This is a genomic window from Kineococcus sp. TRM81007 (genome assembly GCF_022669155.1).
Lineage (GTDB): Bacteria > Actinomycetota > Actinomycetes > Actinomycetales > Kineococcaceae > Kineococcus.
The window spans coordinates 495533-521807 of sequence record NZ_JALBVB010000056.1 but is presented as its reverse complement, the minus strand read 5'-3'; the positions used below and the strand labels follow the sequence as shown (position 1 = coordinate 521807).

At 76.1% G+C, this 26275-nt stretch carries 24 protein-coding genes, 1 tRNA gene and 1 pseudogene; 8 read left to right on the top strand and 18 right to left on the bottom strand.

Features of this window, described 5'->3' with window-relative positions; all coding sequences use genetic code 11:
- Positions 1-52 precede the first annotated feature (52 nt).
- From MN205_RS16600 to MN205_RS16590, 3 genes are all read left to right on the top strand, one after another.
- Positions 53-850: a DUF1206 domain-containing protein gene (locus tag MN205_RS16600; protein ID WP_242129282.1), complete on the top strand. Its 798-nt coding sequence runs from the start codon at positions 53-55 to the stop codon at positions 848-850.
- Positions 851-880: 30 nt separating this feature from the next.
- Positions 881-1564, top strand: coding sequence for a hypothetical protein (locus MN205_RS16595; protein ID WP_242129280.1), 684 nt, complete (start codon positions 881-883; stop codon positions 1562-1564).
- 68 nt (positions 1565-1632) lie between these two features.
- Positions 1633-2487 carry an alpha/beta fold hydrolase gene (locus tag MN205_RS16590; RefSeq protein WP_242129278.1) on the top strand — a complete coding sequence of 285 codons (855 nt, stop codon included), beginning with the start codon at positions 1633-1635 and terminating at the stop codon, positions 2485-2487.
- Between the two features lie 61 nt (positions 2488-2548).
- Here the strand turns inward: MN205_RS16590 and lepA are convergent, their stop codons facing one another.
- The 4 genes from lepA to MN205_RS16570 form a co-directional block, all read right to left on the bottom strand.
- Entirely contained in the window at positions 2549-4405 is a 1857-nt protein-coding gene (lepA, locus tag MN205_RS16585) for a translation elongation factor 4 (protein WP_242129500.1), read from the bottom strand.
- Positions 4406-4495: 90 nt separating this feature from the next.
- Positions 4496-5698, bottom strand: a complete 1203-nt coding sequence (locus tag MN205_RS16580; protein ID WP_242129276.1) for a cation:proton antiporter — start codon at positions 5696-5698, stop codon at positions 4496-4498.
- A gap of 128 nt (positions 5699-5826) precedes the next feature.
- Positions 5827-6444, bottom strand: coding sequence for a Clp protease N-terminal domain-containing protein (locus tag MN205_RS16575; protein WP_242129274.1), 618 nt, complete (start codon positions 6442-6444; stop codon positions 5827-5829).
- Between the two features lie 5 nt (positions 6445-6449).
- Positions 6450-6722 carry a helix-turn-helix domain-containing protein gene (locus MN205_RS16570; RefSeq protein ID WP_242129272.1) on the bottom strand — a complete coding sequence of 91 codons (273 nt, stop codon included), beginning with the start codon at positions 6720-6722 and terminating at the stop codon, positions 6450-6452.
- Positions 6723-6838: 116 nt separating this feature from the next.
- Between MN205_RS16570 and MN205_RS16565 the strand changes: the two genes are divergently transcribed.
- Both MN205_RS16565 and rpsT read left to right on the top strand, forming a co-directional pair.
- On the top strand, positions 6839-7537 hold the full coding sequence (locus MN205_RS16565) for a DUF4328 domain-containing protein (RefSeq protein WP_242129270.1): 699 nt from the start codon (positions 6839-6841) through the stop codon (positions 7535-7537).
- A 183-nt stretch (positions 7538-7720) separates the two neighbouring features.
- Positions 7721-7993, top strand: coding sequence for a 30S ribosomal protein S20 (gene rpsT, locus MN205_RS16560; RefSeq protein ID WP_242129269.1), 273 nt, complete (start codon positions 7721-7723; stop codon positions 7991-7993).
- 88 nt (positions 7994-8081) lie between these two features.
- On the opposite strand, the gene holA is transcribed toward rpsT, so the two are convergent.
- The 4 genes from holA to MN205_RS16540 all read right to left on the bottom strand — a co-directional run bounded on the left by holA (position 8082) and on the right by MN205_RS16540 (position 13214).
- Positions 8082-9098 carry a DNA polymerase III subunit delta gene (gene holA / locus MN205_RS16555; protein WP_242129268.1) on the bottom strand — a complete coding sequence of 339 codons (1017 nt, stop codon included), beginning with the start codon at positions 9096-9098 and terminating at the stop codon, positions 8082-8084.
- A 94-nt stretch (positions 9099-9192) separates the two neighbouring features.
- The gene (locus MN205_RS16550; RefSeq protein WP_242129265.1) at positions 9193-11637 is read right to left on the bottom strand and encodes a ComEC/Rec2 family competence protein; all 2445 of its coding nucleotides are present in this window, start codon (positions 11635-11637) and stop codon (positions 9193-9195) included.
- A complete protein-coding gene (locus MN205_RS16545) occupies positions 11634-12521 on the bottom strand; it encodes a ComEA family DNA-binding protein (protein ID WP_242129263.1) in 888 nt (295 codons plus the stop codon). Before MN205_RS16545 ends, MN205_RS16550 begins: the two co-directional genes overlap by 4 nt.
- A 39-nt stretch (positions 12522-12560) precedes the next feature.
- Positions 12561-13214: a TetR/AcrR family transcriptional regulator gene (locus tag MN205_RS16540; RefSeq protein ID WP_242129260.1), complete on the bottom strand. Its 654-nt coding sequence runs from the start codon at positions 13212-13214 to the stop codon at positions 12561-12563.
- 69 nt (positions 13215-13283) lie between these two features.
- On the opposite strand from MN205_RS16540, the gene MN205_RS16535 reads away from it, so the two are divergent.
- The gene (locus tag MN205_RS16535) at positions 13284-15572 is read left to right on the top strand and encodes a glycoside hydrolase family 3 C-terminal domain-containing protein (protein ID WP_242738818.1); all 2289 of its coding nucleotides are present in this window, start codon (positions 13284-13286) and stop codon (positions 15570-15572) included.
- Between the two features lie 4 nt (positions 15573-15576).
- Here the strand turns inward: MN205_RS16535 and leuS are convergent.
- The 3 genes and pseudogenes from leuS to MN205_RS16520 all read right to left on the bottom strand — a co-directional run.
- Positions 15577-18117: pseudogene (gene leuS, locus MN205_RS16530) on the bottom strand (leucine--tRNA ligase); the annotation flags it as partial.
- 159 nt (positions 18118-18276) lie between these two features.
- Entirely contained in the window at positions 18277-19167 is an 891-nt protein-coding gene (locus MN205_RS16525) for a hypothetical protein (RefSeq protein WP_242129256.1), read from the bottom strand.
- Positions 19168-19236: 69 nt separating this feature from the next.
- A complete protein-coding gene (locus tag MN205_RS16520; protein WP_242129254.1) occupies positions 19237-20106 on the bottom strand; it encodes a shikimate 5-dehydrogenase in 870 nt (289 codons plus the stop codon).
- 60 nt (positions 20107-20166) lie between these two features.
- Here MN205_RS16520 and MN205_RS16515 point away from each other — a divergent pair, with 60 nt between their 5' ends.
- A complete protein-coding gene (locus MN205_RS16515; RefSeq protein ID WP_242129252.1) occupies positions 20167-21198 on the top strand; it encodes an LLM class flavin-dependent oxidoreductase in 1032 nt (343 codons plus the stop codon).
- Between the two features lie 178 nt (positions 21199-21376).
- On the opposite strand, the gene MN205_RS16510 is transcribed toward MN205_RS16515, so the two are convergent.
- The 5 genes from MN205_RS16510 to MN205_RS16490 form a co-directional block, all read right to left on the bottom strand.
- Positions 21377-21449 (bottom strand) — tRNA-Ala (locus MN205_RS16510).
- Between the two features lie 97 nt (positions 21450-21546).
- Positions 21547-22191: a histidine phosphatase family protein gene (locus MN205_RS16505; protein WP_242129250.1), complete on the bottom strand. Its 645-nt coding sequence runs from the start codon at positions 22189-22191 to the stop codon at positions 21547-21549.
- Positions 22188-22574 carry a ribosome silencing factor gene (rsfS, locus tag MN205_RS16500; RefSeq protein ID WP_242129249.1) on the bottom strand — a complete coding sequence of 129 codons (387 nt, stop codon included), beginning with the start codon at positions 22572-22574 and terminating at the stop codon, positions 22188-22190. Before rsfS ends, MN205_RS16505 begins: the two co-directional genes overlap by 4 nt.
- A gap of 40 nt (positions 22575-22614) precedes the next feature.
- Positions 22615-23265, bottom strand: a complete 651-nt coding sequence (nadD, locus tag MN205_RS16495) for a nicotinate-nucleotide adenylyltransferase (RefSeq protein ID WP_255820398.1) — start codon at positions 23263-23265, stop codon at positions 22615-22617.
- The gene (locus tag MN205_RS16490; RefSeq protein ID WP_242129245.1) at positions 23262-23423 is read right to left on the bottom strand and encodes a hypothetical protein; all 162 of its coding nucleotides are present in this window, start codon (positions 23421-23423) and stop codon (positions 23262-23264) included. Before MN205_RS16490 ends, nadD begins: the two co-directional genes overlap by 4 nt.
- A 90-nt stretch (positions 23424-23513) precedes the next feature.
- Here MN205_RS16490 and MN205_RS16485 point away from each other — a divergent pair, with 90 nt between their 5' ends.
- On the top strand, positions 23514-24521 hold the full coding sequence (locus tag MN205_RS16485) for a glycosyltransferase family 2 protein (protein ID WP_242129242.1): 1008 nt from the start codon (positions 23514-23516) through the stop codon (positions 24519-24521).
- A 3-nt stretch (positions 24522-24524) separates the two neighbouring features.
- Here MN205_RS16485 and MN205_RS16480 read toward each other — a convergent pair whose 3' ends face one another.
- Together MN205_RS16480 and MN205_RS16475 are read right to left on the bottom strand one after the other, a co-directional pair.
- Entirely contained in the window at positions 24525-25826 is a 1302-nt protein-coding gene (locus MN205_RS16480) for a glutamate-5-semialdehyde dehydrogenase (protein WP_242129240.1), read from the bottom strand.
- Between the two features lie 44 nt (positions 25827-25870).
- Entirely contained in the window at positions 25871-26263 is a 393-nt protein-coding gene (locus MN205_RS16475; RefSeq protein WP_242129237.1) for a hypothetical protein, read from the bottom strand.
- Positions 26264-26275 lie beyond the last annotated feature (12 nt).

Below are 26275 nucleotides of genomic sequence, written 5' to 3'. Positions count from 1 at the left end.
GCCCCCGCCCCGCCGGGGTGCGGGGCGACGTGCGCGGTCCCACCATGTGCGCATGTCCGGGAACGACGTCAAGGAGACCGCCCGCCAGGGGGAGCGCTTCGCCGAGCGCCACGAGACCACCGTGAAGCGGGTCGGCCGCGCGGGCGTCGTCGCCGAGGGGGTCGTGTACCTGCTGGTGGCGTGGCTGGCGCTGCAGATCGCGTTCGGCACCGCGCCCACCAGCGCCGACACCTCCGGCGCGATGTCCCGCATCGCGGCTCAGCCGTTCGGCCAGGTGCTGCTGGCGCTGCTGACGCTGGGCTTCGCGGCGATGGTCGTCTGGCAGGTCTTCGCCGCGGTGGCCGCCGACGGAGCCGCGAAGCGCGTCAAGGCCGTCGTCAAGGCCGTGGTCGCCGCGGCGCTGGGCGTGTCCAGCGCGCGGTTCCTGTTCGGCGGCGGCTCCTCGTCCGGGCAGCAGCAGCAGACGCTCACCCAGCGGGTGCTGGAGGCCCCGGGCGGTGCGGTGCTCGTCGTGGTGGTCGGCCTGGTCATCGCCGGTGTCGGCGTCGGCCTGGCGGTGCGCGGGCTGATGAAGAAGTTCGAGGACAAGGTGGAGGGCACGCTGTCGCCGGCCCTGACGGCGCTGGGCGTCGCGGGCTGGGTGGCGCGCGGCGTCGCGTTCGGGGTGCTCGGCGTGCTGGTGGTGCTCTCCGCCCGTGGCGACACCGCGAGGGCGCGGGGCCTGGACGCGGCGTTCCACGAGATCGCCTCGCAGCCGTACGGCACGGTGATGCTGACGGTCGTGGCGCTGGGCCTGGCCGCCTACGCCGTGTTCGAGCTGGTCACCGCGCGGCGTCGGCGCACGGCCTGAACCCGGTGACGCGCCGGTAGCGTGCCGGTCGTGGCGCAGCCGGAGAACACCCCGTGGACCCTGCCCGGCGAGGACGAGCCGTGGTCGCTCTCGCTCGTCGCCCGCGTCGAGCGCGACCCGGCGCCGGCGCACACCGACGTGCTCGTCGCGGCGGCGCGCGCGGTGGTGCTGCTGCTGACGGACGAGCGCACCACCGTCCCGGGCGGGGAGTTCCACGACGCCGTGGCCGCCTGGCGCGGGCAGCGCATCCGCAAGATCACCCGCCGGGCGCGCGGGGTGCGGTGGGAGCGCACCGCGCAGCTGCCGCACGTGGAGGCGCGCAGCGGCGACGCCGTGGTGCGCGCCTTCGCCCCGCACCCGCGCGACGACGTCCCGCCGCTGCTGGCTCCCCTGCAGGTCGGCGGGCTGGACCTGACCGACCCCGACGACTCCCCCACCCCGCCCACCGCCCCCGGCCTGCTGACGATCCGGCTGCACCCCGGCGTGCGGATGAGCACCGGCAAGGCCGCCGCGCAGGTGGGGCACGCCGCGCAGCTGGCGTGGGAGCTGCTGCCCGCCGCGCTGACCGCGCCGTGGGCGCTGGGCGGCCTCGGCGTCCGGGTGCTGACGGGGGCACCGGTGCTGGGCGCCGGTGAGCGCGTCGACGTGCGCGACGGCGGCTTCACCGAGGTGCCGCCGGGCACCGTGACGGCCAGCGCGGGTTTCGAGGGTTGACGTCCCGCCGACGCGCACCGGACGGGTCTCGAGGTGCCGCGGCGCGCCGGTCTCGGCACCCTGGGGGCGTGGACCACCCCGTCGGACGAACTGAGACCATCGACGTCGCCGGGCGCCCGCGGCACCTGTGGCGCGCCGGGGACTCCGGCCCCCTCGTGCTGCTCGTGCACGGCATCCCCACCAACCACACCCTGTGGTGGGACGTGGTGCCGCGCCTGCACGAGCACGCGCGCGTGGTGGCCGTGGACATGCTCGGCTACGGCGGCTCCGCCGCCCCCGAGGGCACGGGGGTGGACATCGCCTCGCAGGCCTCCGCGCTCGTCGACCTGCTCGACGCCCTGGGTGAGGAGCGCGCCGTCGTGGCCGGTCACGACCTCGGCGGCGGCGTCACGCAGATCCTGGCGACGACCAACCCGCAGCGGGTCGCGGGCGCCGTCATCGCCGACGGCGTCTGCTACGACGGCTGGCCCGTGCCCGGCATCAAGGCCCTGAAGCTGGCGTGGCCGGTCCTGGAGCGCCTGCCCGCGCCCGCGCTGGAGAAGGTGCTGCGCACCTCGCTGCGACCGCTGTTCGCCCACCAGGACCGCGCCGGTGACGCCGTGGACCGCTTCGTCGCCCCCTGGCTGGAGCCGGGCGGCGGGCGGCGCCTGGCCCGGCACCTGCGCTCCGCGGACTCCGTCTACACGCAGACCGTCGCGCCGTTCCTGCCGCGCCTGGCGATGCCCGTGGAGGTCGTCTGGGGCCTGCTCGACGGGCAGATGAAGCCCCGCTACGGCGAGCGCCTGGCGCGCGAGATCCCCGGTGCGCGGTTCACGCCGGTGCCCGACGCGAACCACTTCGTGCCCGTCGACCGCCCCGACGTCCTCGCCGACGCGGTGCTGCGGGTCGTGGAGCGCGCCGGGGCCGCAGCCGGGGACCGCTAGGCGGGCCACCGGCCGGCGCGGGGCCTGCGGGCTCCGCGCCGGCCCGCGGGCTCCGGGCGGCCTACTTCTTCGCCTTCTCCTTGGCCTTGTCGCCGGCGGCGTCGGAGGACAGCGCGGCGATGAACGCCTCCTGGGGGACCTCGACGCGTCCCACCATCTTCATGCGCTTCTTGCCCTCCTTCTGCTTCTCCAGCAGCTTGCGCTTGCGGGTGATGTCACCGCCGTAGCACTTGGCCAGGACGTCCTTGCGGATGGCGCGGACGTTCTCGCGGGCGATGATGCGCGCGCCCACCGCCGCCTGGATCGGCACCTCGAACTGCTGGCGCGGGATGAGCTCCTTGAGCTTGCCGGCCATCATCACGCCGTAGGCGTACGCCTTGTCCTTGTGCACGATCGCGCTGAAGGCGTCGACCTGCTCGCCCTGGAGCAGGACGTCGACCTTCACGAGGTCGGCGACCTGGTCGCCGTCGACGTCGTAGTCCAGGGAGGCGTACCCGCGGGTGCGCGACTTCAGCTGGTCGAAGAAGTCGAAGACGATCTCCGCCAGCGGCAACCGGTAGCGCATCTCCACCCGGTCCTCGGACAGGTAGTCCATGCCCTGCAGGTCGCCACGGCGCTGCTGGCACAGTTCCATGACCGCGCCGATGAACTCGCTGGGCGCCAGGACGGTCGCCTTCACGACGGGCTCGCGGATCTCGGCCACCTTGCCGCCGGGGAACTCCGAGGGGTTGGTGACGGTGATGACCTTCCGGTCCTCCATCGTCACCTCGTAGACGACGCTGGGGGCGGTGGAGATGAGGTCGAGGTTGAACTCCCGCTCCAGCCGCTCACGCACGATCTCCAGGTGCAGCAGGCCGAGGAAGCCGATGCGGAAACCGAACCCCAGCGCCGCCGACGTCTCCGGTTCGTAGACCAGGGCGGCGTCGTTGAGCTTGAGCTTGTCCAGCGCCTCGCGCAGCACCGGGTAGTCGGACCCGTCGATCGGGTACAACCCGGAGAACACCATCGGCTTGGGGTCGCGGTAGCCGCCGAGGGCCTCCGCCGACGGCTTCGCAGCGTTGGTGACGGTGTCACCGACCTTGGACTGCCGGACGTCCTTCACCCCGGTGATGAGGTAGCCGACCTCACCGACCCCCAGCCCCTGCGACGGGGTCGGCTCGGGCGAGGAGACCCCGATCTCGAGCAGTTCGTGGGTGGCCTTCGTCGACATCATCGCGATGCGCTCGCGCGGGGACAGCTTCCCGTCGATGACGCGGACGTAGGTCACGACACCGCGGTAGGTGTCGTAGACCGAGTCGAAGATCATCGCCCGGGCGGGGGCGTCCGGGTCGCCCACCGGCGGCGGGATCTGCTTGACGATCTCGTCCAGCAGCACCGGCACACCGGCACCGGTCTTGCCCGACACCCGCAGGCAGTCCTCCGGCTGGCACCCGATGAGACCGGCGAGCTCCTCGGCGAACTTCTCCGGCTGCGCCGCCGGCAGGTCGATCTTGTTCAGCACCGGGATGATCGTCAGGTCGTTCTCCATGGCGAGGTAGAGGTTCGCCAGGGTCTGCGCCTCGATGCCCTGCGCGGCGTCGACGAGCAGCACCGCGCCCTCGCACGCCGCCAGCGAGCGGGACACCTCGTAGGTGAAGTCCACGTGCCCGGGGGTGTCGATCATGTTCAGGGCGTAGTCGGTGCCGTCGATGCCCCACGGCATGCGCACGGCCTGCGACTTGATGGTGATGCCGCGCTCGCGCTCGATGTCCATGCGGTCCAGGTACTGCGCCCGCATGGCGCGCTCGTCCACGACGCCCGTCAGCTGCAGCATGCGGTCCGCCAGCGTCGACTTGCCGTGGTCGATGTGGGCGATGATGCAGAAGTTGCGCAGCAGCTCCGGCGGCGTGGAGGAGGGAGCCGGGGCGTTCGCGGCCATCGGGGACACGGGCGGGGGGCACCTCTCGTCGGCACGGTCGTGGGCCCCCATCGTCGCACGCGGTGCCGCAGGCGGCGCCGCGCGCGGGCCTCAGCGCGCCCGGTCGCCGTACAGCCGGGTCAGCGGGGACGCGCTCACCCCGAACGCCACGACGCTGACGGCGATGGCCAGCGTGCCCGCCGCGAAGACCCGCGGGTCGTCGACCCCTCGGTGCAGGCTGTGCGCCAGGTAGAACACGGCGCTGACGCCCATCGGGCCGAACCAGCCGGCGAAGACCGCGTCCCGCCCTCGCAACCCCAGCGGCCGGGCCGCGGCCAGCACCACCGGCAGCCGGCGCACCAGCAGCACGAGCACCGCGAACGCGATCGCGCCCGGCCCCAGGTCCACCCACCCCGACCACGGCAGCACCGCCCCCAGCACCAGGAACAGCGGCAGCACCGCGTAGCGGTTGACGGCCTCGTCGACGGCGTCCTGCGGGCTGCGGTCGCTGTCGGGAACCAGGCGGTTGTACGCCAGCCCCGCGACGAACGCGGCCAGCACCCCGTCGCCGCCCAGCACGCGCGCGACCCCGAGGACCGCCACGGCCAGCAGCAGCGTGAACACCAGCCGCGGGCCGTTCCCGAGGTCCTCCCGGGCGGAGGCCAGGTGCAGCCCCCTGCCGGCCAGCCAGCCGGCCGCGAGCCCCACGACCGCGCCCACCAGCACCTCCTGCAGCAGGCCCGCCACGGCCCCGCCGAGCGTCTCCTGCGGCAGCACCGCCGCCAGCGCGAGCGCCACCAGCGGCAGCGCGAGACCGTCGTTGGCGCCGCTCTCCAGCGTCAGCACCTGCCGCAGCCGGGCCGGCAGGGTCTTCTCCGCGAGGTCGCCGGAGACCACGGAGGCGGCCAGCACCGGGTCGGTCGGGCACAGCACCGCCCCCACCAGGAACGCCGCCGCCACCGGCAGGCCGACCAGCAGCGCCGACGCACCGCCCAGCACGGCCGCCAGGGGCATCACCACGACGAGCAGCAGCACCGTCGGGCGCACCAGCGGGCGCAGGTCGCGGGCGGGGAAGCGCAGCGCCGCCGCCATCACGGACCACGCCAGCAGCAGGCGCGAGCCCTCCAGCAGGAGCAGGTCGCGCTCGTGCGCGGGCAGGTCCACCACCCCCAGCAGGAGGGGGCCGAGGGCGACGCCGAGCAGGAGGGCCACGAGCGGCTCGCTGACCGGCCAGCGGCGCACGCGGCGGCTGGCCAGGGCGAGCACGACGCCGGCCACGCCGAGGACGGCGTAGGTGTCGTGGAGGTGGTGCACGGGGGCTCCCGGTCGGTGCGTCGGTGATCCGTCTGTCGCGGCGTCGGACGATGCCGCACGCACGGGCGGGCCGCCAGCGCAGACGGGCAGCCGGCGCAGGCAGGCTCCGCCCCGGTCGGGGCGCGCGTTCAGCCGGCGGTGTTCACACGGGCGAGGGCGCGCTGCACCAGCCGGGTCAGCAACCCCGCCCGCGCCTGCTCGGGCCAGGGAGGCGCCGCCGCACCGGCACCGGCGAGAGCGCCCAGCACCGCGTCGCGCACCCGCTCGGCGTCCACGTCCACCGCCGCCAGCAGCCGGTACGCCCGGGTGCCCGGCTCCAGCACCGCCAGCCACAGCACCGCCGAGGTCACCTTCCGCTGACGCGGCAGCGCGCCGGACTTCTGCAGCCGGTCCAGCTTCACCGACGCCGAGGCGAGCGCCCGCTGCCACTCGGGGGTGTGGCGGTTGCGCGGCGTCGGGTGCTGCCGGGAGGGCGTCTCGCCGGGGGCCGGCGCGAGGAGCTGCTCCGCGTCGACGCCGAGCCGCTGCAGGTGCACGGCGTCGTCGGCGCCGCGCTGGACGGCGGCACGCACCGCCCCCGCGGTCAGCGCCGGTTCGGCGCGCTGCACCTGCTCGGTCAGCGGACCGGCCGCGCCCAGCAGGCCCAGCAGCACGTGCTCCGACCCGTAGGCGTCGGCCCCCAGTTCCGTGGCCTCCCGCTGGCTGGCGGCCATCACCGCCCCGAAGGAGTCGTCGTAGATCAGCACCCGCGTCACCTCTCGTCGTCCCGCCCCGCACCCGGGCCGGTGTCCTGTCCGGTGTCCCAGCGCCCCGGCCCGCTCGTGCGGCCGTGCTTCTTGTGGACCGTCTGGCGCGTCACCTGCAGCTCCACGGCGATCTCCGCCCACGACATCCCCTGCTCGCGCGCCCGGGCCACGTGCAGCGCCTCCAGGCGCTCGGCCAGCCGGCGCAGCGCCAGCGCCGTGCGCAGCCCTTCGCGGGAATCGGCGGCACCGGCTGCGGCTTCCACCCGTTCCAGGTCCACGGCGTCAGCCTGGGCTGACAAGAGGGCTGGCGTCAACCACGTCTGACAGCACGCGCCCTCCATCACCGTCGACCGTCGATCACCTAGCGTGGTGATCCCCGAGTCGAGGAGGAACGGTGACCGGACCACCACCCGCGCAGCCGGCGTCCGGCGAGGACCCGGACCGCTCGGCGCAGCACCCCGCCCCCGCGCACCCACCGGCCGGCCCACCCCACCTGCGGCCCGTCCAGGGCCTGGGCACGGCCGCGCTCGCGCTGGCGGTGGCCGTCACCGCCGGCGAGGGGATCACCGCGCTCGCGGGGTTCGGGCACACCCCGGGCGCCCCGCTCACGCCGTACGACGTCCTCACGGCCCTGACGAGCCTCGTGTGGCTGGCCGCCTTCGTCGTCACCTGCCTCTGGCTGACGCGGGTGCGGCGCAACTCGGAACTGCTGGCCCCCAGCCACCACCACGCGCGCAACCCGGTGTGGGCCTGGGCGGGGTGGTTCGTCCCGGTGGTCTCGTTCTGGTTCCCCTACCAGGTGGTCCGGGACGCCCTGGACGCGTCGGCCGCCGCGGCGACGCCCCACCGGGACCGGGTCCGGCGCCCCCCTCTGGCCCCGTGGTGGGCGGGGTGGCTGGTCGGGCAGTTCGCCGTCAGCGCGGCGGCCCGGCGGGCCACCGCGCCGCTCGACCCGGGCGAGGCGTCGGCCACCGGGCTGCTGCACCTGCTCGGGTTCGCCGGCCTCGTCGTGTCCCTCGTCGCGTGGTTCCGCGTCGTCCGGGCCGCAGGTGCCCTGCAGGCCGCGGCGGGCCAGCCCCCCCGCGCGCCCTGACCGCAGCGGCGGAACGCACCGTCCGGGCGCTCCCCCCTCCCCTGCTACCCTGGACGACGCCTTCGCCTCCTCGTGCGGAGGTCACGGACGGTCACCCTCACCCCCGGTCCCCCACGCCGGAGTCCAGGTGTCCCGGCCGCCCTCTGACACCGAACAGCTCGATCGCAAGGAGACGGACGCCCCGTGGCGAACATCAAGTCCCAGAAGAAGCGCATCCTCACCGCCGAGAAGGCGCGCCTGCGCAACAAGGCCGTGAAGTCGGAGCTGCGCACCGCCGTCCGCGCCCTCCGCGAGGCCGCCACCGCCGGTGACGCCGAGAAGACCGCCGCCGCGCTGAAGCACGCCAGCCGCAAGCTGGACAAGGCCGTCAGCAAGGGCGTGATCCACAAGAACCAGGCCGCGAACCGCAAGTCGGCCATCGCGAAGGCCGCCGCGAAGGTCGGCACCGCCGCCTGAGCACCAGCTCACCACGAAGGGCCGGTCCCCCAGGGGGCCGGCCCTTCGCCGTCCCGGGCCGGCGCGCACGGCCACGCCGACGGCCGGTTCAGCGCTCCCGGGCCGCCGCGGTGACCTGGACGGCGCGCTCCAGGGCGAACGCGCCGTCCAGCCCGCCGCCCTTGACGGCGTGGTCGGCCGCGGCGACCGCGAGGATCGCCTCGGCCATCCGCTCCGCGGACATCCCCTGCACCTCCCTGCGCACCTTGTCCACCAGCCACGGCGCCATGCCCAGGTCGCGCGCGACGTCGGCACCGCGGCCACGGGTGGCGGCGACCTTCGCCAGCTGCCGCAGGCGCGAGGCCAGCGCCGCGACCACCACGACCGGCGGCACCCCGGTGGCCTCCGCGTGCCGCACCAGCGCCAGCGCCCGGCCGGCGTCCCCGGCGATCGCCGCGTCCGCGACCTCGAAGCCCGTGGCCTCGCGGCGGCCGGAGTGGTAGCGGTGCACGTCGGCCTCGGTGACGGTGCCCTCGGTGTCGTTGAGCAGCTGGTCCAGGCCGGCGGACAGCTCACCGAGGTCGCCGCCCAGCGCCGCGACCAGGGCGCGGGCGGCCTCCACGTCGATGCGCCGGCGCGCGCGGCGGGCGTCGCCCAGCAGCAGGTCCACCTTCTCCTGGTCGCGCTTCAGCGGCTGGCACGGCACCTCCACCGCGCCCGGCGCGGCGCGGCCGGCGTCGAGCACCTTGCGGGCGCGGTTGCCGCCGCGGTGGCGCAGCACGAGCACCACGTGCTCGGCGGGCGCCGCCAGGTACTCCAGCACGTCCTCCACGAACGCGTCGGTGGCGGCGTCCACGCCCTCGACGAGGACGAGGGACTGCTCACCGAACAGCGACGGGGAGGTCCAGGTCGCCAGCTGCCCCTTCTGGTAGCCGGCGGCGGCGACGTCGGTGCGCTCGAAGGACGGGTCGCGCTCGCGCAACCGCGACAGCAGCGCCGTCAGCGCCCGGTCCGCCAGGTGGTCCTCGGAACCGGTGAGCAGCACGACGGGCGCGGGCTCGACGTCGTGCGGCGACGGGGACGCGGCCTTCTTCGCGGCGCGCGCGGGGGTGGTCCTGCTGGGCACGGCCGACAGCCTGCCACCCGCCGCCCACACTCCCCGGCGGCGTCACCTGCCGGCGTCACCCGGTGGCGTCACCCGGTGGCGTCACCCGGTGGCGTCACCCGGTGGAGTGGCGGGCGCGGCGCTCGGCCTGGCGCGGGTCGGACCCGCGCCCGAGGGTGCGCAGCCGCTCGGCGGTGCCCGCGACGGCGACATCGCCGTCGCGGTCGGTGCGCAGGGTGCGGGCGCCCAGCGCGTCGAGGACGCCGAGCGTCTGCGCGGCGGGGTGGCCGTAGTCGTTCACGGCCCCCACCTCGATCAGCGCCACGCGCGGGCGCAGCGCGGCGTACAGGTCCGGTTCCTGCCGTGGCGAACCGTGGTGGGCGACCTTGACGACGTCCACGACCGTCCCGCCGGGCCAGGTGGCGGCCGTGCGCAGCAGCCGGCGCTGGCCGTCCGGCTCCAGGTCCCCGGTCAGCAGCACGCGCACGCCGGCGACCTCGGCGAGGAGCACGAGGCTGGCGTCGTTGACCCGGGAGGAGTCCGGGTCCACCGTCGCGGCGGCGACGGGGCCGGGGGCGAGCACCGTCCAGCTCACCTGCCCGGCGGTGCCGGCCGAACCCGCGGCGGCGACCCGCACCGGTGCACCGGCGGCCGCGGCGGTGCGGGCCACCCGTTCCGAGGCCGGCGCCACGGTGAGCGGGGGGACGAGCACCTGCCCCACCTCCCGGTCGCGCACGGCGCCGGGCAGGCCGTCGACGTGGTCGGCGTGCGGGTGGGTCAGGACCACCGCGTCCAGCCGCCGCACGTCCAGGCGCTCCAGGCAGCCGTCGACGAGCTCGGGGTCGGGACCGGCGTCCACCAGCACCGCCGAGCGCGGTCCGGAGCGCAGCACCACCGCGTCGCCCTGCCCCACGTCGCAGCCGACGACCAGCCAGTCCGGCGCGGGCCACGGCCCGGCGGGACCGCCCCAGCGGGGGGCGCAGCGCACCAGCACCGCGGCGCACAGCGCCAGCGCCGCAGCTGCGGCGAGCCACCGCCGGCGCGACGGCCCGGCCCTCCGGCCGCGCAGCAGCGCAGCGACGACGAGGAGCAGCAGCAGCGTGCCCAGGGCGACGACCACGGCACCGGCCGCCCCGGCGGGCACGGGCACCGCCGCGGGCACGTCCGCCGCGCGACGGGCCAAGAGCGCGATCCACCCCACCGCCCACCCGGCCGGCTGCACGAGCACGGCCGCCCCCGACGGCCACACCACCGCGACGAGGGTCACCAGCAGCCCGAGCACCGTCGCGGGGGCGACCGCCGGCGCCGTCAGGACGTTGACCGGCAGGGACAGCGGGTGCACCGACGGGGTCAGCAGGACGACGACCGGGCCGCACACCGCCTGCGCCGCCGCCGGCACGGCCAGGGCGTGGGCCAGCGCGCGCGGCACCCCGGCGTCCTGCAGGCGCGCCGCCCACGGCCGGGCCAGCAGCAGCAACCCCGCGGTCGCGAGCACCGAGAGCACGAACCCCACCTCGCGCGCCAGCCACGGATCGGCCACCAGCAGCACCAGCACCGCCCCCGCGAGCACGGGCACCCCGCGCACCGGCCGGCCCGCGAGCAGGCCGGTCAGGCCCACCGCGCCCATGACGGCGGCGCGCAGCACGCTGGGCTCGGGGCGGGCCAGCACCACGAAACCGGCCAGGCCGGCACCGGCGGCGACCAGGCGCAGGCGCCGCCCCAGACCCAGCCAGGAGGCCGCCAGCACGAGGGCGCCCACGACGAGGGTGGTGTTGGAGCCGCTGACGGCCGTGAGGTGGCTCAGGCCGACCGCTCGCATGTCGGCCTCCAGGTCGGCCGGCAGGGCGGAGGTGTCGCCGGCGACCAGGCCGGGCAGCAGCCCGCGCGCGTCGGCGGGCAGCCCGGCGCAGGCCGCCCGCAACCCGGCCCGCAGGTGCTCGGCGGCGCGGTGCACGGCCCCCGCCGGGGCGGCCGCGCGGGCGGGAGCGCGCGCGTGCAGCAGCACCACGGCCCGCTCCCCCGTCTCCGCCGGCGCGAGGCGGGCCGTCAGCCGCACCGTGGCGCCGACGGGCGCGCTCCAGCCGCCGGCGTCGGCGAACACCGCCGCCGGGGCGGCCACCTCCAGGCGCCGACCGCGCACCAGCACCTCGGTCAGGTGCACGTCGGCCACGACGCGCTCGGGCGCCCCCGAGCGCACCGCGCCGAGGGGACGCGGGTCGGAGCGGACCTCGGCGACGACCTCGGCGACCGCCCGGCGCTCGGCCCACCGGGGCAGGTCGCCGGTGGTGGCGCGCGCCTGCTGCACCACCACCGACGCCAGCACGGCGACGAGCGCGGTGGCCACGAGCGCGAGCCGGGCGCCGCGCCGGCGCAGCGCGAGGGCGGTCAGGGCGAGCAGGAGCACGACGGCGGCGACGACGAGCGCGGCGCGGGCGGACGGCCCGGCGGTGGGGGCCCACGCGGCCGCGCCCCACCCGGCCAGCGCGGCCGCGACCAGCCGCAGGTCCAGCGGCACCGGCGGCCGCGGCACGTCGGTGGGGGTGGGCGGCGCGGTGCTCACGCGCGCACGAGGTCGCGGACGCCGTCGAGCAGCTTGGGGCCGATCCCCGGCACCTCCCCCAGCTCCTCCACGGAGGTGAAGCGGCCGTTGTCCTGCCGCCAGGCGACGATCCGCCCGGCGAGGACCTCACCGATGCCGGGCAGGGCGTCGAGCTGCTCCGCGGTGGCGGTGTTGAGGTCCACCACCGCTGCGGGCACCGCTCCCGCCGCGGCCCCGGCCTGCGGGGGCGGCGCCGCGGGGGCGGGCACGGCGACCTCCCCGGGGGCGGGGACGAGGACCTGCTCGCCGTCGGTGAGAGGGCGGGCGAGGTTGAGCGCGGCGAGGTCGGCCTCGGGCGCGGCACCGCCGGCCGCGCCCAGCGCGTCGGCGACGCGGCTGCCGGCGGGCAGGGTCACCAGACCGGGCTGGAGGACCCGGCCGGCGACGTGGACGACGACGGTGCCGGTGGACGTCGCGACGGCCGTCGTGGCGGGCGTGGCCGCCGACGCACCCGCCGGCGTCGCGGGGGCCGCCGCCCCGGTGGCGCCGCTGGAGGGGGTGGAGGGAGCGGGGGCGCCGGTGCGGGTGGGCACGACCTGCCCGGGGGCCGTCGCGGGCGCCCCGCCCGGCCAGGTGGCCCAGGCGAGGGCTCCCAGGCCGGCGGCCAGCAGGGCGACCACGAGCACCACCCCGGCGGCGGCGCGCGGCCCCACGCGCCAGCGCAGCGCCCGCACCCCCGGCGGCACCCGGTCCTCCACGCGCTGCAGCGCCTCGCCCAGCAACGCGGGCAACCCCGCGCCGGGACCGCCGCGCCCCGGCGGCCCGGCCGGGGTGCGCAGCTGGCGCTGCGCCAGGGCGCGGGCGCGGGCCGCGGCGACGCGGTCGGACAGCGGGGGCGGGGGCACGCGGGGACGCTAGGTGCGCGCACCCCGGTGGGCAGCGGGTCAGCCGCCGGGCTGTGGACCGCGGTCGCCGGTGCCCGCCTGGGGAACGCGCGCGAGCTCGGCCGCCAGGTGCTGCTCGACCTGGACAGCCATGTCGAGGCCGTCCCGGTCCAGCAGCCACTGCACCTGCAGCCCGTCCATGACCGCCACGAGGCGGCGGGCGGCGGAGGCGGGGTCGGGGTGCGCGCAGTCCGCGAACGCCGAGCGCACCTGCTCCACGGTGCACGCGTACCGCTCCGCGAAGAAGGCGCGGGCGGGGTGGCCGGGGGCGGTCGCCTCGGCGGAGAGGACCGTGAACAGCTCGACGATGCCGGGGCGGGCGGCGTTGCGGCACGCCACCTCCACGAGGGCGTGCAGCCGGTCCGCCCCGCTGCGCTCGACGAGCGCGAACTCGGCGGCGTCGAGGGCGTCGCGGTGCTCCAGGACCGCCAGCAGCAGGGCCTGCTTGCTGCCGACGTGGTGCAGCAGCCCGGCGTGCGAGAGGCCGCAGCGCGCAGCCAGCTCGCGCAGCGAGGCGGCGCGGTAGCCGGACTCGCCGAACAGGCGCACGGCTTCGTCCAGGATCAGCCGACGCCGCTCGCGCCCCTTGGCGTACCCGTCGGCGCGCGCACCGCGCCCCGCGTCGTCCCCGGTCCCCGCCCCGCTGCGCTGCACGGGGAGTGTCTACCAGCTCACCAACCCAATGCCTACCACCTGGTCGGTTTTGGGGGTACGGTGCGCCGCATGACCGACAACGCCGTCCCCACCCCGGCCCCGGCCGGCTCCCGCGTCCCCGAGCTCCTCGCCCAGCTCACCCTCGAGGAGAAGGCGTCGCTGCTCGACGGCTCCGACTTCTGGCACACCCAGCCCGTCGAGCGCCTCGGCGTCCCGGCCGTGATGGTCACCGACGGCCCGCACGGCCTGCGCAAGCAGGCCGAGGGCGCCGACCACCTCGGGCTGAACGCCAGCGTCCCGGCGACCTGCTTCCCGCCAGCCGCCGGGCTGGCCTCCTCCTGGGACACCTCCCTGCTGCGTCGCGTCGGCGAGGCCCTGGGCCGCGAGACCCGCGCCGAGCGGGTCGCCGTCCTGCTGGGCCCGGGCGTGAACATGAAGCGCACCCCGCTGTGCGGGCGCAACTTCGAGTACTTCTCCGAGGACCCGGTGCTCGCCGGTGACCTGGCCGCCGCGATGGTCGACGGCGTGCAGAGCCAGGGCGTGGGCACCTCCCTGAAGCACTTCGCGGCCAACAACCAGGAGACGGAGCGCATGACCGTCTCCGCCGACGTGGACGAGCGCACGCTGCGCGAGATCTACCTGACGGCCTTCGAGCGGGTCGTGCGCACCGCCCAGCCGTGGACCGTCATGTGCTCGTACAACCGGATCAACGGCGTGTACGCCTCCGAGGACCCGTGGCTGCTGACGCGGGTGCTGCGCGAGGAGTGGGGTTTCGAGGGCCTGGTCGTCTCCGACTGGGGCGCGGTGAACGTGCGCGAGGACGGCGTGCGCGCCGGCCTGGACCTGGAGATGCCGTCCTCCGGCGGCAGCGGCACGCGGCGGATCCTCGACGCGGTCGCCGCCGGCACGCTGTCCGAGGCCGACGTCGACCTCGCCGCGCGCCGCGTGCTGGAACTGCTCGAGAAGGCGGCCCCGGCCCTGGCCGAGCCCGGCACCGTGGACGTCGACGCGCACCACGCACTGGCCCGCGAGGCCGCCACCGCCAGCGCGGTGCTGCTGCGGAACGAGCCCGTGGACGGCGCTCCCCTGCTGCCGTTGGCACCGGCCGGGGGCACCGTCGCGGTGATCGGCGAGTTCGCCCGCACCCCCCGCTACCAGGGAGCCGGTTCCTCGCAGGTCAACCCCACCCGCCTCGACGACGCGCTCACCGCCCTGCGGACCGTGTTCGAGGGTTCCCGCGACGTCGTCTTCGCCGCCGGCTACGACCCGGACTCCGAGGACCTCGACGCCGCGCTGGCCGACGAGGCCGTCGCCGCGGCGGCGGCCGCCGAGGTCGCCGTGGTGTTCCTCGGCCTGCCGCCGCGCTACGAGTCCGAGGGCTACGACCGCGATCACATGGACCTGCCCGCCGCCCAGGTCGAACTGCTGCGGCGCGTCGCCGCGGCGAACGCGAAGGTCGTCGTCGTGCTCTCCAACGGTTCCGCGGTGACGGTCGAGCCGTGGCAGCAGCAGGTGCCGGCGCTGCTGGAGACCTGGCTGCTGGGCCAGGCCGGCGGCGGGGCCGTCGCCGACCTGCTCACGGGTGCGGTGAACCCCTCCGGCCGCCTCGCCGAGACGATCCCCGTCAGCCACCACGACAACCCGACCGTCGGGAACTTCCCCGGCGAGCACGGCCACGTGCGCTACGGCGAGGGCCTGCTCATCGGCTACCGCTGGTACGACGCGCACGCCCTGCCGGTCGCGTACCCGTTCGGGCACGGCCTGTCCTACACGACGTTCGCCTACTCGAACCTGTCGGTGCGCCCGGACGGGAACGGCGCGGAGGTCACCGTGACCGTCACCAACACCGGCGACGTCGCGGGCACCGAGACCGTCCAGGTCTACGTCAGCGACCCGGTCACCAGCGCGTACCGGCCCGAGCAGGAGCTGAAGGGGTTCGCCCGCCTCACCCTCGCCCCCGGTGAGAGCGGCACCGCCACCATCGCGCTGGACCGGCGCGCGTTCGCGTTCTGGCACACCGCCGCCGGCCGCTGGGTCGTCGAGGGCGGCGAGTTCCAGGTCCGCGTCGGGGCGTCCTCGCGCGACGTGCGCCTGACCGAGGTGGTGACCCTCGACGGCGACGACGTCACGGTCCCGCTGACGGGCGAGTCCCCCGTCGACGCGTGGCTGCAGCACCCCGTCACCGGCCCGCTGGTCCGCGAGGCTCTGGGCGAGGGCCAGTGGACGGCGATGCTCGACGACCCGCACAGCGGGCAGATGATGCGCGCGATCCCGCTGGTGCGGCTGACCCGGTTCCCCGGCTACCCGATCGCCGAGGAGGACCTGCCCGGCTGGGAGGCGAAGGCCGCGCAGGCCTGACGCCCGGCCCCGGGACGATGTTCACCAGCTTCGGGGCGCGCACCACGACGGTGCGCAGCTCGGCGCCGCCGATCGCCGCCTGCACCTTCTCGCTCGCCAGCGCCAGCTCGCGCAGCGCGTCCTCGGTGATGTCGGGAGCGACCTCCAGGCGGTCACGGACCTTGCCCTTGACCTGCACCACGCACGTCACCGTCTCCTGCACCAGCAGCGACTCGTCGACGACCGGCCAGCCGGCGCGCGCCACGGCCGGCTCGTGCCCCAGCAGCGACCACATGTCCTCCGCCGCGTACGGCGCGAACAGGCTCAGGACCACCGCCACCGCCTCGGTCGCCTCGCGCACCGCCGGGTCGGCCGGGCCGACGTCGGCGGAGTCGATCGCCTTGCGGGTGGCGTTGACCAGCTCCATGAGACGGGCGACGGCCACGTTGAACCGGTACGCCTCGACGTGCTGGGTGATCTCGTGCACCGAGCGGTGCGTCACCGCCCGCAGGGCCGCGTCACCGGCCGTCGGGTCGGCACCGCGCTCGGAGGTGACGTCGCGCGCCAGCCGCCACGCGCGGCCCAGGAACTTCGCCGACCCCGACGGGGACACGTCGGCCCAGTCGATGTCGTCCTCGGGCGGGCCCGCGAACGACATCGTCAGGCGCACCGCGTCCACGCCGTGCTCGTCCAGCTGGTCGGACAGGCGCACGATGTTGCCCTTGGACTTGCTCATCGCCGAGCCCTCCATGAGGACCATGCCCTGGTTCAGCAGCCGGGCGAACGGCTCGTCGAACGGCAGGTACCCCATGTCGTGCAGCACCTTGGTGATGAACCGCGCGTACAGCAGGTGCAGGATCGCGTGGGTCACGCCGCCGACGTACTGGTCGATCGGGCCCCACTGCGCGATGAGGTCTCGGTCGAACGGCTGGGTGTCGTCCTCCGGGGAGACGAACCGCAGGAAGTACCAGGACGAGTCGACGAACGTGTCCATCGTGTCCGGGTCGCGCCGGGCGGGCGTGCCGTCGACCGGGCTGGGCACGTTCACCCAGTCCTCGGCGGCCCCCAGCGGGGAGGTGCCCTTCGGGGTCAGGTTCAGCCCCTCGCTCGGCGGCAGCAGCACCGGCAGCTGGTCCTCGGGGACGGGGACCTCGCCGCTGTCCGTGTGGACGATCGGGATGGGGGTTCCCCAGTAGCGCTGGCGGGAGATCAGCCAGTCGCGCAGCCGGTAGTTCTTCGCGGCGCGGCCCTTGCCGGCCGCCTGGAGCAGCTCGATCGCCTTCGCGACGCCGGCGGCCTTGTCCAGGCCGTCCAGCTCGCCGGAGTTGACCAGCACGCCGTCGCCGGCGGTCGCGGTGCCCGACTCCGCGGGGTCGGGCAGCGCGTTCCCCTCGGCGTCGCGCACGTCCACGACCACGCGCACCGGCAGGCCGAAGGCGCGGGCGAAGTCCAGGTCGCGCTGGTCGTGGGCGGGCACGGCCATGATGGCGCCGGTGCCGTAGTCGGCCAGCACGTAGTCGGCGGCCCAGATCGGCAGCCGCTCACCGTTGACGGGGTTGACCGCGAACCGCCCCAGCGGCACGCCGGTCTTCTCCCGGTCGGTGGCCAGCCGGTCGATCTCGGAGGTCTCCTGCACCTGCGTGCGGTACTCCTCGAACGCGGCGCGAACGGCCGGCTCGGCGTCGGCGGCCAGCTCCTCCGCCAGGTCGGAGTCGGCCGCGACCACCATGAACGTCGCGCCGTGCAGCGTGTCCGGGCGCGTGGTGTACACGGTCACCGGCTGCTCGCGGCCCTCGATGGCGAACTCGACCTCGGCGCCGCTGGAACGGCCGATCCAGTTGCGCTGCATGCTGATGACCTTCGAGGGCCACGTGCCCTCGAGGGTGTCCAGGTCGTCCAGCAGGCGGTCCGCGTACTCCGTGATGCGGAAGTACCACTGGGTCAGCTTCTTCTTGACGACCTTGGCGCCGGAGCGCTCGGACGTGCCGTCGGGCATCACCTGCTCGTTGGCCAGCACCGTCTGGTCCACCGGGTCCCAGTTGACCAGGGAGTCCTTGCGGTAGGCCAGGCCCCGCTCGTACAGCTTCAGGAACAGCCACTGGTTCCACTTGTAGTACTCGGGGTCGGAGGTGTGCAGCACGCGGTCCCAGTCGAAGGAGCACGCGTAGCGGCGCATCGACGCCCGCTGCTGGGCGATGTTGTCGTACGTCCACGCCCGCGGGTCCAGGCCGCGCTTGATGGCCGCGTTCTCCGCCGGCAGGCCGAAGGCGTCCCAGCCGATGGGGTGCATGACGTCGAAGCCGCGCTGCAGCCAGTACCGCGCGATGACGTCGCCCAGCGCGTACGCCTCGGCGTGACCCATGTGCAGGTCGCCGGAGGGGTACGGGAACATGTCGAGCACGTACTTCTTGGGCCGGGTGTCGCCCGGCTCGCCGCTGCGGAAGGGCTTGAGCTCGTCCCAGACCGGCAGCCACTTCTCCTGCAGGGCGTGCGCGTCGTAGCGCTCGCCGTCCCGTTCGGGCTCGTGGGCCGCGGGGACGCCGGTCCCCGCCTCGGTCTGCGTCATCTCGTCCTCCTGGTGGGCCGCGTGCGCCCGGTCCCGCCCCCGACATGGGAAAACCCCTCGCTCAGGAGGGGTCACCGCGCCGGCGCTGCGTCCGCAGCCGCTCAGCGCGGTCCGGCGAGGAGTCGGCGGGTCCGCACGCCACCAGCCTAGCGCGTGACCTCAGCCCCCCGGGCGCTCGGTGCCGCCGGCGCCGGCGCCGCCCCCCGGGGCGCCGCTGCCCGTGCCGCCCCCGGTGCGCCGGTCCCCGCGCCGCCGGCCCCAGCCGTGCTGCGGCACGCTGCGGCGCAGGGCGCGCCGCTGCGCCAGGGACTGCTCGGCACGCACCAGCAGGTCACCCACCCCGCCGTCGTCCCACGGCGCGAGGACCGCGGCGCCCACCTCGACGGACAGCCGCGGCGAGGCCTCCCCGTCGCCGGTGCCCCCGCCCAGCCGCTGCTGGGCCAGGCCCACCCGCACCCGGCGCTCCAGCTCCTGGGCGTGCAGGCCGGCGCCCGGCCCCAGCACCAGGAAGCGGCCCTCGTCCTCCCGCGCGACCACGTCGGTGGTGCGGGTGGCCCCGCGCAGGGACGCGGCGACGGCGCGCCAGTCGTCGGCGCGCTGCTCACCCGCCCGGCCCGGGTGCCCGGCCGGCACCCCCAGCACCACCGCGGGCGTGACCTCCACGACGCAGGCGTGCACCGCCCCGCCGGAGCGGCGCGCGGACTCGATGACCTGGTGCCCGAGCAGCAGCAGCCCACGGCGGTTGAGCAGGTCGGTGAGGGGGTCCTTGACGCTCTCGTCGCGCGCCGCGTGCAGCTCGGCGTGCAGGCGCACCAGGGACTCCTCCGACTCCGCGCGCGAGCGCAGGGCCACCAGCAGCGCCCGCGCCAGGACCAGCAGGCAGACCGCGGCGACCACGGCTCCCGCGGCGACCGCCGCGACCCGCACCGGCAGCAGACCGGCCAGGACCACGCCCAGGACGCCCGCGGCCGGGACACCGGCCACCAGCAGGTGCCGACGGCGCTCGGGCGGGACCGGGGGCGCGGCGGGGCGCGGTCGCTGGACGCTCACGGCGACTGTGTCGGCCGTCGCGGGCGTGGACTGGATGCGGCGTGCGGGTGATGCCGGGCGCGGACGGGGTCAGCGGGCGCGGGAGAACTCCCCGGCCCGGCGCACCTGCTCGTCCGTGGGCCGCACCCCCGTGTAGAGGGCGAACTGCTCGGCGGCCTGCACCGCCGCGATCTCGGTACCGGTGACGACCTCGGCGCCGAGCTCGCGGGCCAGGCGCACCAGGGGCGTCTCCGCGGGCACCGCGACGACCTCCACGACGGCGGCCGCGGCGGCCACCACCTCGCGCGGGGCGGGCAGCCGGTCGGCGTCCTCGCCGCCGGTCATGCCGACGGGGGTGGCGTTGACCAGCAGCGCCGGGCGCAGGTCCGACGCCTCCGGCACCCACCGGGCCCCGTAGGCGCCGGCGAGGGCCGGGCCGGCCTGCTCGTTGCGGGCCACGACGGTCAGGTCGGCGAAGCCGCCGTCGCGCAGCGCCGCCAGGCACGCCTTGGCCATGCCGCCGCTGCCGAGCACCACGGCCGGGCCGTCCGGCCGCACGCCGTGGGCGGCGAGCAGGTTCACCACGGCGAGGTAGTCGGTGTTGTGCGCCACGAGGTGGCCGTCGTCGTTGACGATCGTGTTCACCGAGTCGATCGCGGCGGCGGAGGCCGTCAGCTCGTCGACGAGGGGGATGACGGCCTCCTTGAAGGGCATCGACACCCCGCAGCCGCGGATCCCCAGGGCGCGGATGCCGGCGACCGCGGCGGCGACGTCGCCGGTGGTGGACGCCTTGTACACGAAGTCCAGGCCCAGCTCGGCGTACAGGAAGTTGTGGAAGCGGGTGCCGAGGTCGCTGGGCCGGCCCGACAGCGAGATGCACAGGCGGGTGTCCTTGGAGACGCGCTCGCGCAGCTCCAGGGACAGGGCGGGGCGGGGCGGGCTCTGGCGCTGCTCTGTCACGCACCCATCCTGCCCGGCGCGGGGTGGAACACCCGGTGGTCGTTGCGCGTTCAACGTGTCGTGAAGCGCATCGGGTTCCTCACCTTCGGCCACCACCAGCCCGTGGCCGGCTCGCGGGCCCGCACGGCGCGCGACGCCCTCCTGCAGACCGTCGAGCTGGCCGTCGGCGCCGAGGAGCTCGGCGTCGACGGCGCCTACGTGCGGGTGCACCACTTCGCCCGCCAGCAGGCGGCGCCGTTCCCCGTCCTGGCGGCGGTGGCCGCGCGCACGTCCCGCATCGAGCTCGGCACCGGCGTGATCGACATGCGCTACGAGAACCCCCTGTACATGGCCGAGGAGGCCGCGCAGGTGGACCTGCTCTCCGGCGGGCGCCTGCAGCTGGGTGTCAGCCGGGGTTCACCCGAACCGGCCCTGGACGGGCCGGCCGCGTTCGGGCACGTGCCCGCCGAGGGCGAGAGCGGCGCGGACATGGCCCGCCGGCACACCGCGCTCTTCCGCCGCGCGATCGCCGGCGAGGGCGTGGCGCTCTCCGACCCGCGGATGACGGGACGCTCCGTGCCGCTGCCGGTGCAGCCCCAGGCCCCGGGGTTGTCCCAGCGCGTCTGGTGGGGCTCGGGCACCCGTGCCACCGCCCGCTGGGCCGGTGAGCAGGGCATGAACCTCATGAGCTCCACCCTGCTCACCGAGGACACCGGCGTCCCGTTCGACGAGCTGCAGGCCGAGCAGATCGCGCTCTTCCGGCAGGCGTGGTCGCAGGCGGGCCACCCGGGTGAGCCGCGGGTGTCCGTCAGCCGCAGCGTGATGCCCCTGGTCACCGACGAGGACCGGGCGTACTTCGGCGGCGAGGTCGGCAGCACCGACCAGGTCGGTTCCCTCGGCGAGCCGGGCCTGGCGCGCTTCGGCAAGAGCTACGTCGGCGAACCGGACCGCGTCGCCGAGGACCTCGCGAAGGACGCGGCAGTGCGGGAGGCGGACACCCTGCTGCTGACCGTCCCCAACGCCCTGGGCGTGGAGTACAACCTGCACCTGCTCGAGACCGTCGTCCGCCACGTCGCCCCCGCGCTCGGGTGGTCTCCCCCTCCGCGCTCCTGAGGGGCACTCCGGGGACCGGCGCGGGTGTCGCCCAGCTGCGCGGACCGGCCCGGGCGTGACCGGCTCCCCGCTGCGAGCCGCCGAGGTCGCGGTGGTCCGCGCGCTGGCCGACCGGACGCGAGCCTGACCGCCCGGACACGACGAAGGCCCCGGACTCTCGTCCGGGGCCTTCACCCTGTGGAGCTGAGGGGACTCGAACCCCTGACCCCCTCCATGCCATGGAGGTGCGCTACCAGCTGCGCCACAGCCCCTTGCTCGTTCCCCCGGGTTTCCCCCGCGGCAACGAGAAGAACTCTACCGCATCCTCGGGAGCGGTCGTGACCACACCCTGCCGGGCGGCTGCAGGCCTCAGCCCTCGGCGCCCTCGCCCGCCCCGGGCGGGCCGGCGTTGTACTCACCGAGCACCCACCCGTGCCGGCCGCGCGCCAGCACCGCCCAGTGCGCGTTGCGGAAGCCCGCGAACGCCGACCAGGCGGACAGCTCCAGGCCCAGCAGCCGCAGCAGGGCCCCCTTGAGCGCGGCGCCGTGCGAGGCGACGACGAGGGTGCCCCCGTCGGGGACGCCGGCCGCGTGCCGCTCCACGGCCCCCGCGGTGCGCGCGGCGACCTCGGCGCGGCTCTCCCCGTCACCGGCGCGCACGTCTCCCCCGCCGCCGCGCCAGACGGCGTAGTCCTCCGGCCACGAGGCGGTGATCTCCGAGTGCAGCAGCCCCTGCCACCGCCCCGCGTGCACCTCCCGCAGCGCGGGGTCCAGCCGCGGCTCCAGGCCCGTCAGGGCGCTCAGCGCGCGGGCGGTGTCCAGCGCGCGGCTGAGGTCGGAGGCCACCAGGGTCGTCGCACCGGCCGCCACCAGCGGCGCCAGGTGCGCGGCCGAGGCCGCGGCCTGGGCGCGCCCCACCTCGTCCAGCGGGACGTCGAGCTGCCCCTGGAAGCGGTTCTCCGCGTTGGAGCGGGTGCGGCCGTGCCGCCACAGCACGACGGTGGCGGCGCTCACCCCTGCGCGTCTCCGGGGACGGCCGCCGCGGTGGGCACCTCGATGACGGGGCAGTCCTTCCAGAGCCGCTCCAGCGCGTAGTACTCGCGCTCCTCGGCGTGCTGGACGTGCACGACGACGTCGATGAAGTCCAGCAGCACCCAGCGGCCCTCGCGCTCACCCTCGCGGCGCACCGGCTTGGCGCGCAGCGGCAGCAGCTTCTCCTCGACCGCCTCGGCGATCGCCCGCACCTGCCGCTCGTTCGGGGCCGAGGCCAGCAGGAAGGCGTCGGTGATGAACAGCTGGTCGGACACGTCCAGGGCGGTGACGTCGGTGGCGAGCTTGTCGACGGCCGCAGCAGCGGCGGCCGTCACCAGCTCGAGGGCTCGCTCGGATGCGGGCACGGGGCTCCTCGGGTGGTCCGGGCCGGTGGCCCGGGGACGATCAGGTCTTCTCCCCCGATTGTCCCACGCCCGGGCGCACGTCTCCCCCGCCGTCGCGGTACAGGCCGTGCTTGGTGATGTGCTGCACGACGCCGTCGGGCACGAGGTACCAGACCGGCAGCCCCTCGGCGACGCGCCGGCGGCAGTCCGTGGAGGAGATGGACAGGGCCGGCACCTCCAGCAGGCTCACCCCGTCCAGCGGCAGGCCGTCGTCGCTGAGGGCGTGGCCCGGCCTGCTGACACCCACGAAGTGGGCCAGCGACCACAGCTCGGCGACGTCCTTCCACTGCAGGATCTGCGCCAGGGCGTCGGCACCCGTGATGAAGAACAGGTCCGCGTCCGGGCGCAGCTGGTGCAGCTCGCGGAGCGTGTCGATCGTGTACGTGAACCCCTCGCGCTCGACGTCGATGCGCGAGACGGTGAACCGCGGGTTCGAGGCCGTGGCGATGACCGTCATCAGGTAGCGGTGCTCCGCCGGGGCGATGTCCCCGCGCGACTTCTGCCACGGCCGGCCCGTCGGCACGAAGACGACCTCGTCGAGGTCGAACCGGGCCGCGACCTCGCTGGCGGCGACCAGGTGACCGTGGTGGATCGGGTCGAAGGTGCCGCCCATCACGCCCAGGCGCGGGCGGCGCTCCTGCCCGGCGCTCAGTGGCGGGTGCCCACGCTGCGGAAGGCCCACGCCACCAGCAGCATCGCCAGCATGATGCAGGCCGCGACGATCGCGAAGGCGATGGGCGCCATCGGCAGGTGGCCCTCCCAGCCGTGCGACTCCTCGGCGGTCTGGGCGGCGGCCAGGGCGTTCAGCATGGGGTGTCCTCCGGAGTCCGTGCGGTGCTGGGCCCAGTCTCGCACGCCCCGTCCCGGCGCCGCCGCCCGGAGGTGCGGCAGGATCGCGGCGTGCCCGCCCCGCCCACCCGTGCCGCCGACCCCGACCTGACCGTCGTCGTGCCGGCGCGCGACGAGGCCGAGGTGCTGCCCGAGCTGGTGGCGCGGCTGCGGCCCGTGCTCGACGGCCTCGTGACCGGCGGCCTCGCCGGGTACGAGGTGCTCGTCGTCGACGACGGCAGCACCGACGCCACGCCGGTGGTGCTGGCGCGGGCGCGGCGCGCGTGGCCGCAGCTGCGCGTCGTGCGGCTGCGCGCCGGCTCCGGGCACCAGGCGGCGCTGTCGGCCGGGCTGGCCCGCGCCCGCGGCCGCCGCGGCGTGGTCACCATGGACGCCGACCTGCAGGACCCCCCGGAGCTGCTGCCGGACCTCCTGGCCGCCGCCTCCGGGGACCCGGCAGACCCGGGGGGTCCCGTCGAGGTCGTCTACGCGGTGCGCAGCGACCGCTCGGTGGACGGGCGCTTCAAGCGCCTGACGGCGGCGGCGTTCTACCGGCTGGTGCGGGCGCTGGGCGGCACCGCCCCGTCGCAGGCCGGCGACTTCCGCTACACGAGCCGCACCGTCGTCGACACCGTGCTGCAGCTGCCCGAGCAGCACCGCGTCCTGCGCCTGGTGGTGCCGGAGCTGGGCTTCCGCGCCGCGAGCGTGCCGTACGCGCGCGCCGCCCGCGGCGCCGGGCGCACGAAGTACCCGCTGCGCCGCATGGTGCGGCTGTCGCTGGACGCCATCACCGGGTCCTCGACCGCCCCGCTGCGGCTGGCGAGCATCTTCGGGCTGGGCGGCGCCGCCCTCACCTCGCTGCTGCTGGTGTACGCGCTGGTGTCCTTCGCCGCGGGCTCCACCGTGCCGGGGTGGACCTCCACCCTCGTGGTGGTCGCGGGCGCGGGCACGCTGCAGCTGCTGTGCCTGGGCGTGCTCGGCGAGTACGTCGGCCGGCTGTACGTGCAGCTGCAGGGCCGGCCGGCCTACCTCGTCGCCGTCGACACGCTGGAGGACGGCGTCGACGAGGCGGGCGGCTGAGCGTCAGGCGCGCACGTGCCCGTCGCCGAGCACCTGCCAGGTCGTGGTGGTCAGCTCCGCCAGCCCCATGGGTCCGCGGGCGTGCAGCTTCTGGGTGGAGATGCCGACCTCGGCGCCCAGGCCGAACTCCCCGCCGTCGGTGAAGCGGGTGGAGGCGTTGACGGCCACGACCGCGGAGTCCACCGCGGCGCAGAAGTAGTCGCTCACGCGCACGTCGGTGGCCATGACCGCCTCGGTGTGCGCGGAGGACCAGCGGCCGATGTGGTCCACCGCCGCCTCCACCGAGTCCACGACGCCCACGGCGATCTCCAGGCCGTGGTACTCCGCGGCCCAGTCGGTGTCGGTGACCGGCTCGGCGGCCACCCCGGCCGCCCGCGCAGCCGCCAGGGCGCGCTCGTCGGCGTGCAGCCGCACGCCCGCGCCGGTCAGCGCGCGCAGCAGCGTCGGGAGGAAGTCGGCCGCCAGCGCCGAGTGCACCAGCACCGTCTCGGCGGCGTTGCACACGCTGGGGCGCGACGTCTTGGCGTTCAGCACGACCTCGACGGCCTGCGCGAGGTCGGCGGAGGCGTCCACGTAGACGTGGCAGTTGCCCACGCCCGTCTCGATGACCGGCACGGTGGCCTCGCGCACCACCCGCTGGATCAGCTCGGCGCCGCCGCGCGGCACCAGCAGGTCCACCAGCCCGCGCGCCGTCAGCAGCACCCCCACGCCGTCGCGGCCGTGCTCGTCGATGCCCTGCACCGCGTCCGCCGGCAGGCCCGAGGCCTCCAGCGCGGCGCGCACCACGTCCACGAGGACGGTGTTGGTGCTGATCGCCGCCGACCCGCCGCGCAGCACCACGGCGTTGCCGCTCTTGAGCGCCAGCACCGCCACGTCCACGGTGACGTTCGGGCGGGCCTCGTACACCACGCCCAGCACGCCCATCGGCACCCGCAGCTCGCGCAGACGCAGCCCGTTGGGCAGCGTGGAACCGCGCACCACCTCCCCCACCGGGTCCGGCAGGGCCGCGACCTCGCGCACCGCCGCGGCCAGGGCGGCGACGCGGCCGGCGTCCAGCGCCAGCCGGTCCAGCAGGTGCTCGGAGGTGCCGGCCGCTCGCCCGCGCTCGAGGTCCTCCGCGTTCGCGGCCACGATCCGGGCGGTGGCGGCCTCCAGGGCGTCGGCCACGGCCAGCAGCGCGGCGTCCTTGGCCGCGCGCGTGGCCAGCCGCAGCGGCCGCGAGGCCACCTTCGCCCGGCGGCAGGTCCCCAGGACCGCCTCGGTGACGTCGCTGCTCCCGGTGGTGGTCTCGGCCAGAGCGGTCATGGCCCCAGCCTACGGCGGGGCGGGTGCCGGCAGGCGCCCGCCGCTCACCAGGGGGCGACGTCCCCCAGCAGCTCCGGTCCCGGGCGCGCCGGGCGCGAGCGGCGCGGCACGCGCAGCAGGCCCCGCTGCCGCTGGGCCGCCCGGTGCTCCACGGTGGCCTTGTCCACCACCTCCACGCCCACCACGTCCCAGGCCGGCAACCCGGCGCTGGTGCGGTGGTCCGGCCACAGCCGCACGGCCATCGCGGCGGCGTCGTCGACGTCGCGGGCCTCGTCCCAGTAGCGCACCTCGGCACGGCTGTCGCTGTAGCGGATGCTCGACAGGAACGGGTGCTGGCCCACCAGGCGGTCCAGGGCGGCGCGCAGCTCGCCGACGTCCACCTGCGCCCCGGCCAGCGTGAGCGTCACCGACCACAGCGACAACGGCGGCTCACCCAACTCCGGCTCCTC

Bases quoted from the DNA above. Each gene is read 5' to 3' on its own strand.
- MN205_RS16490 (WP_242129245.1), bottom strand. From the start codon at position 23,423: ATGCTGAACGCCCTGGCCGCCGCCCAGACCGCCGAGGAGTCGCACGGC.
- lepA (WP_242129500.1), bottom strand. From the start codon at position 4,405: ATGGCCGCGAACGCCCCGGCTCCCTCCTCCACGCCGCCGGAGCTGCTG.
- MN205_RS16480 (WP_242129240.1), bottom strand. From the start codon at position 25,826: ATGACCGCTCTGGCCGAGACCACCACCGGGAGCAGCGACGTCACCGAG.
- MN205_RS16600 (WP_242129282.1), top strand. From the start codon at position 53: ATGTCCGGGAACGACGTCAAGGAGACCGCCCGCCAGGGGGAGCGCTTC.
- MN205_RS16535 (WP_242738818.1), top strand. From the start codon at position 13,284: ATGACCGACAACGCCGTCCCCACCCCGGCCCCGGCCGGCTCCCGCGTC.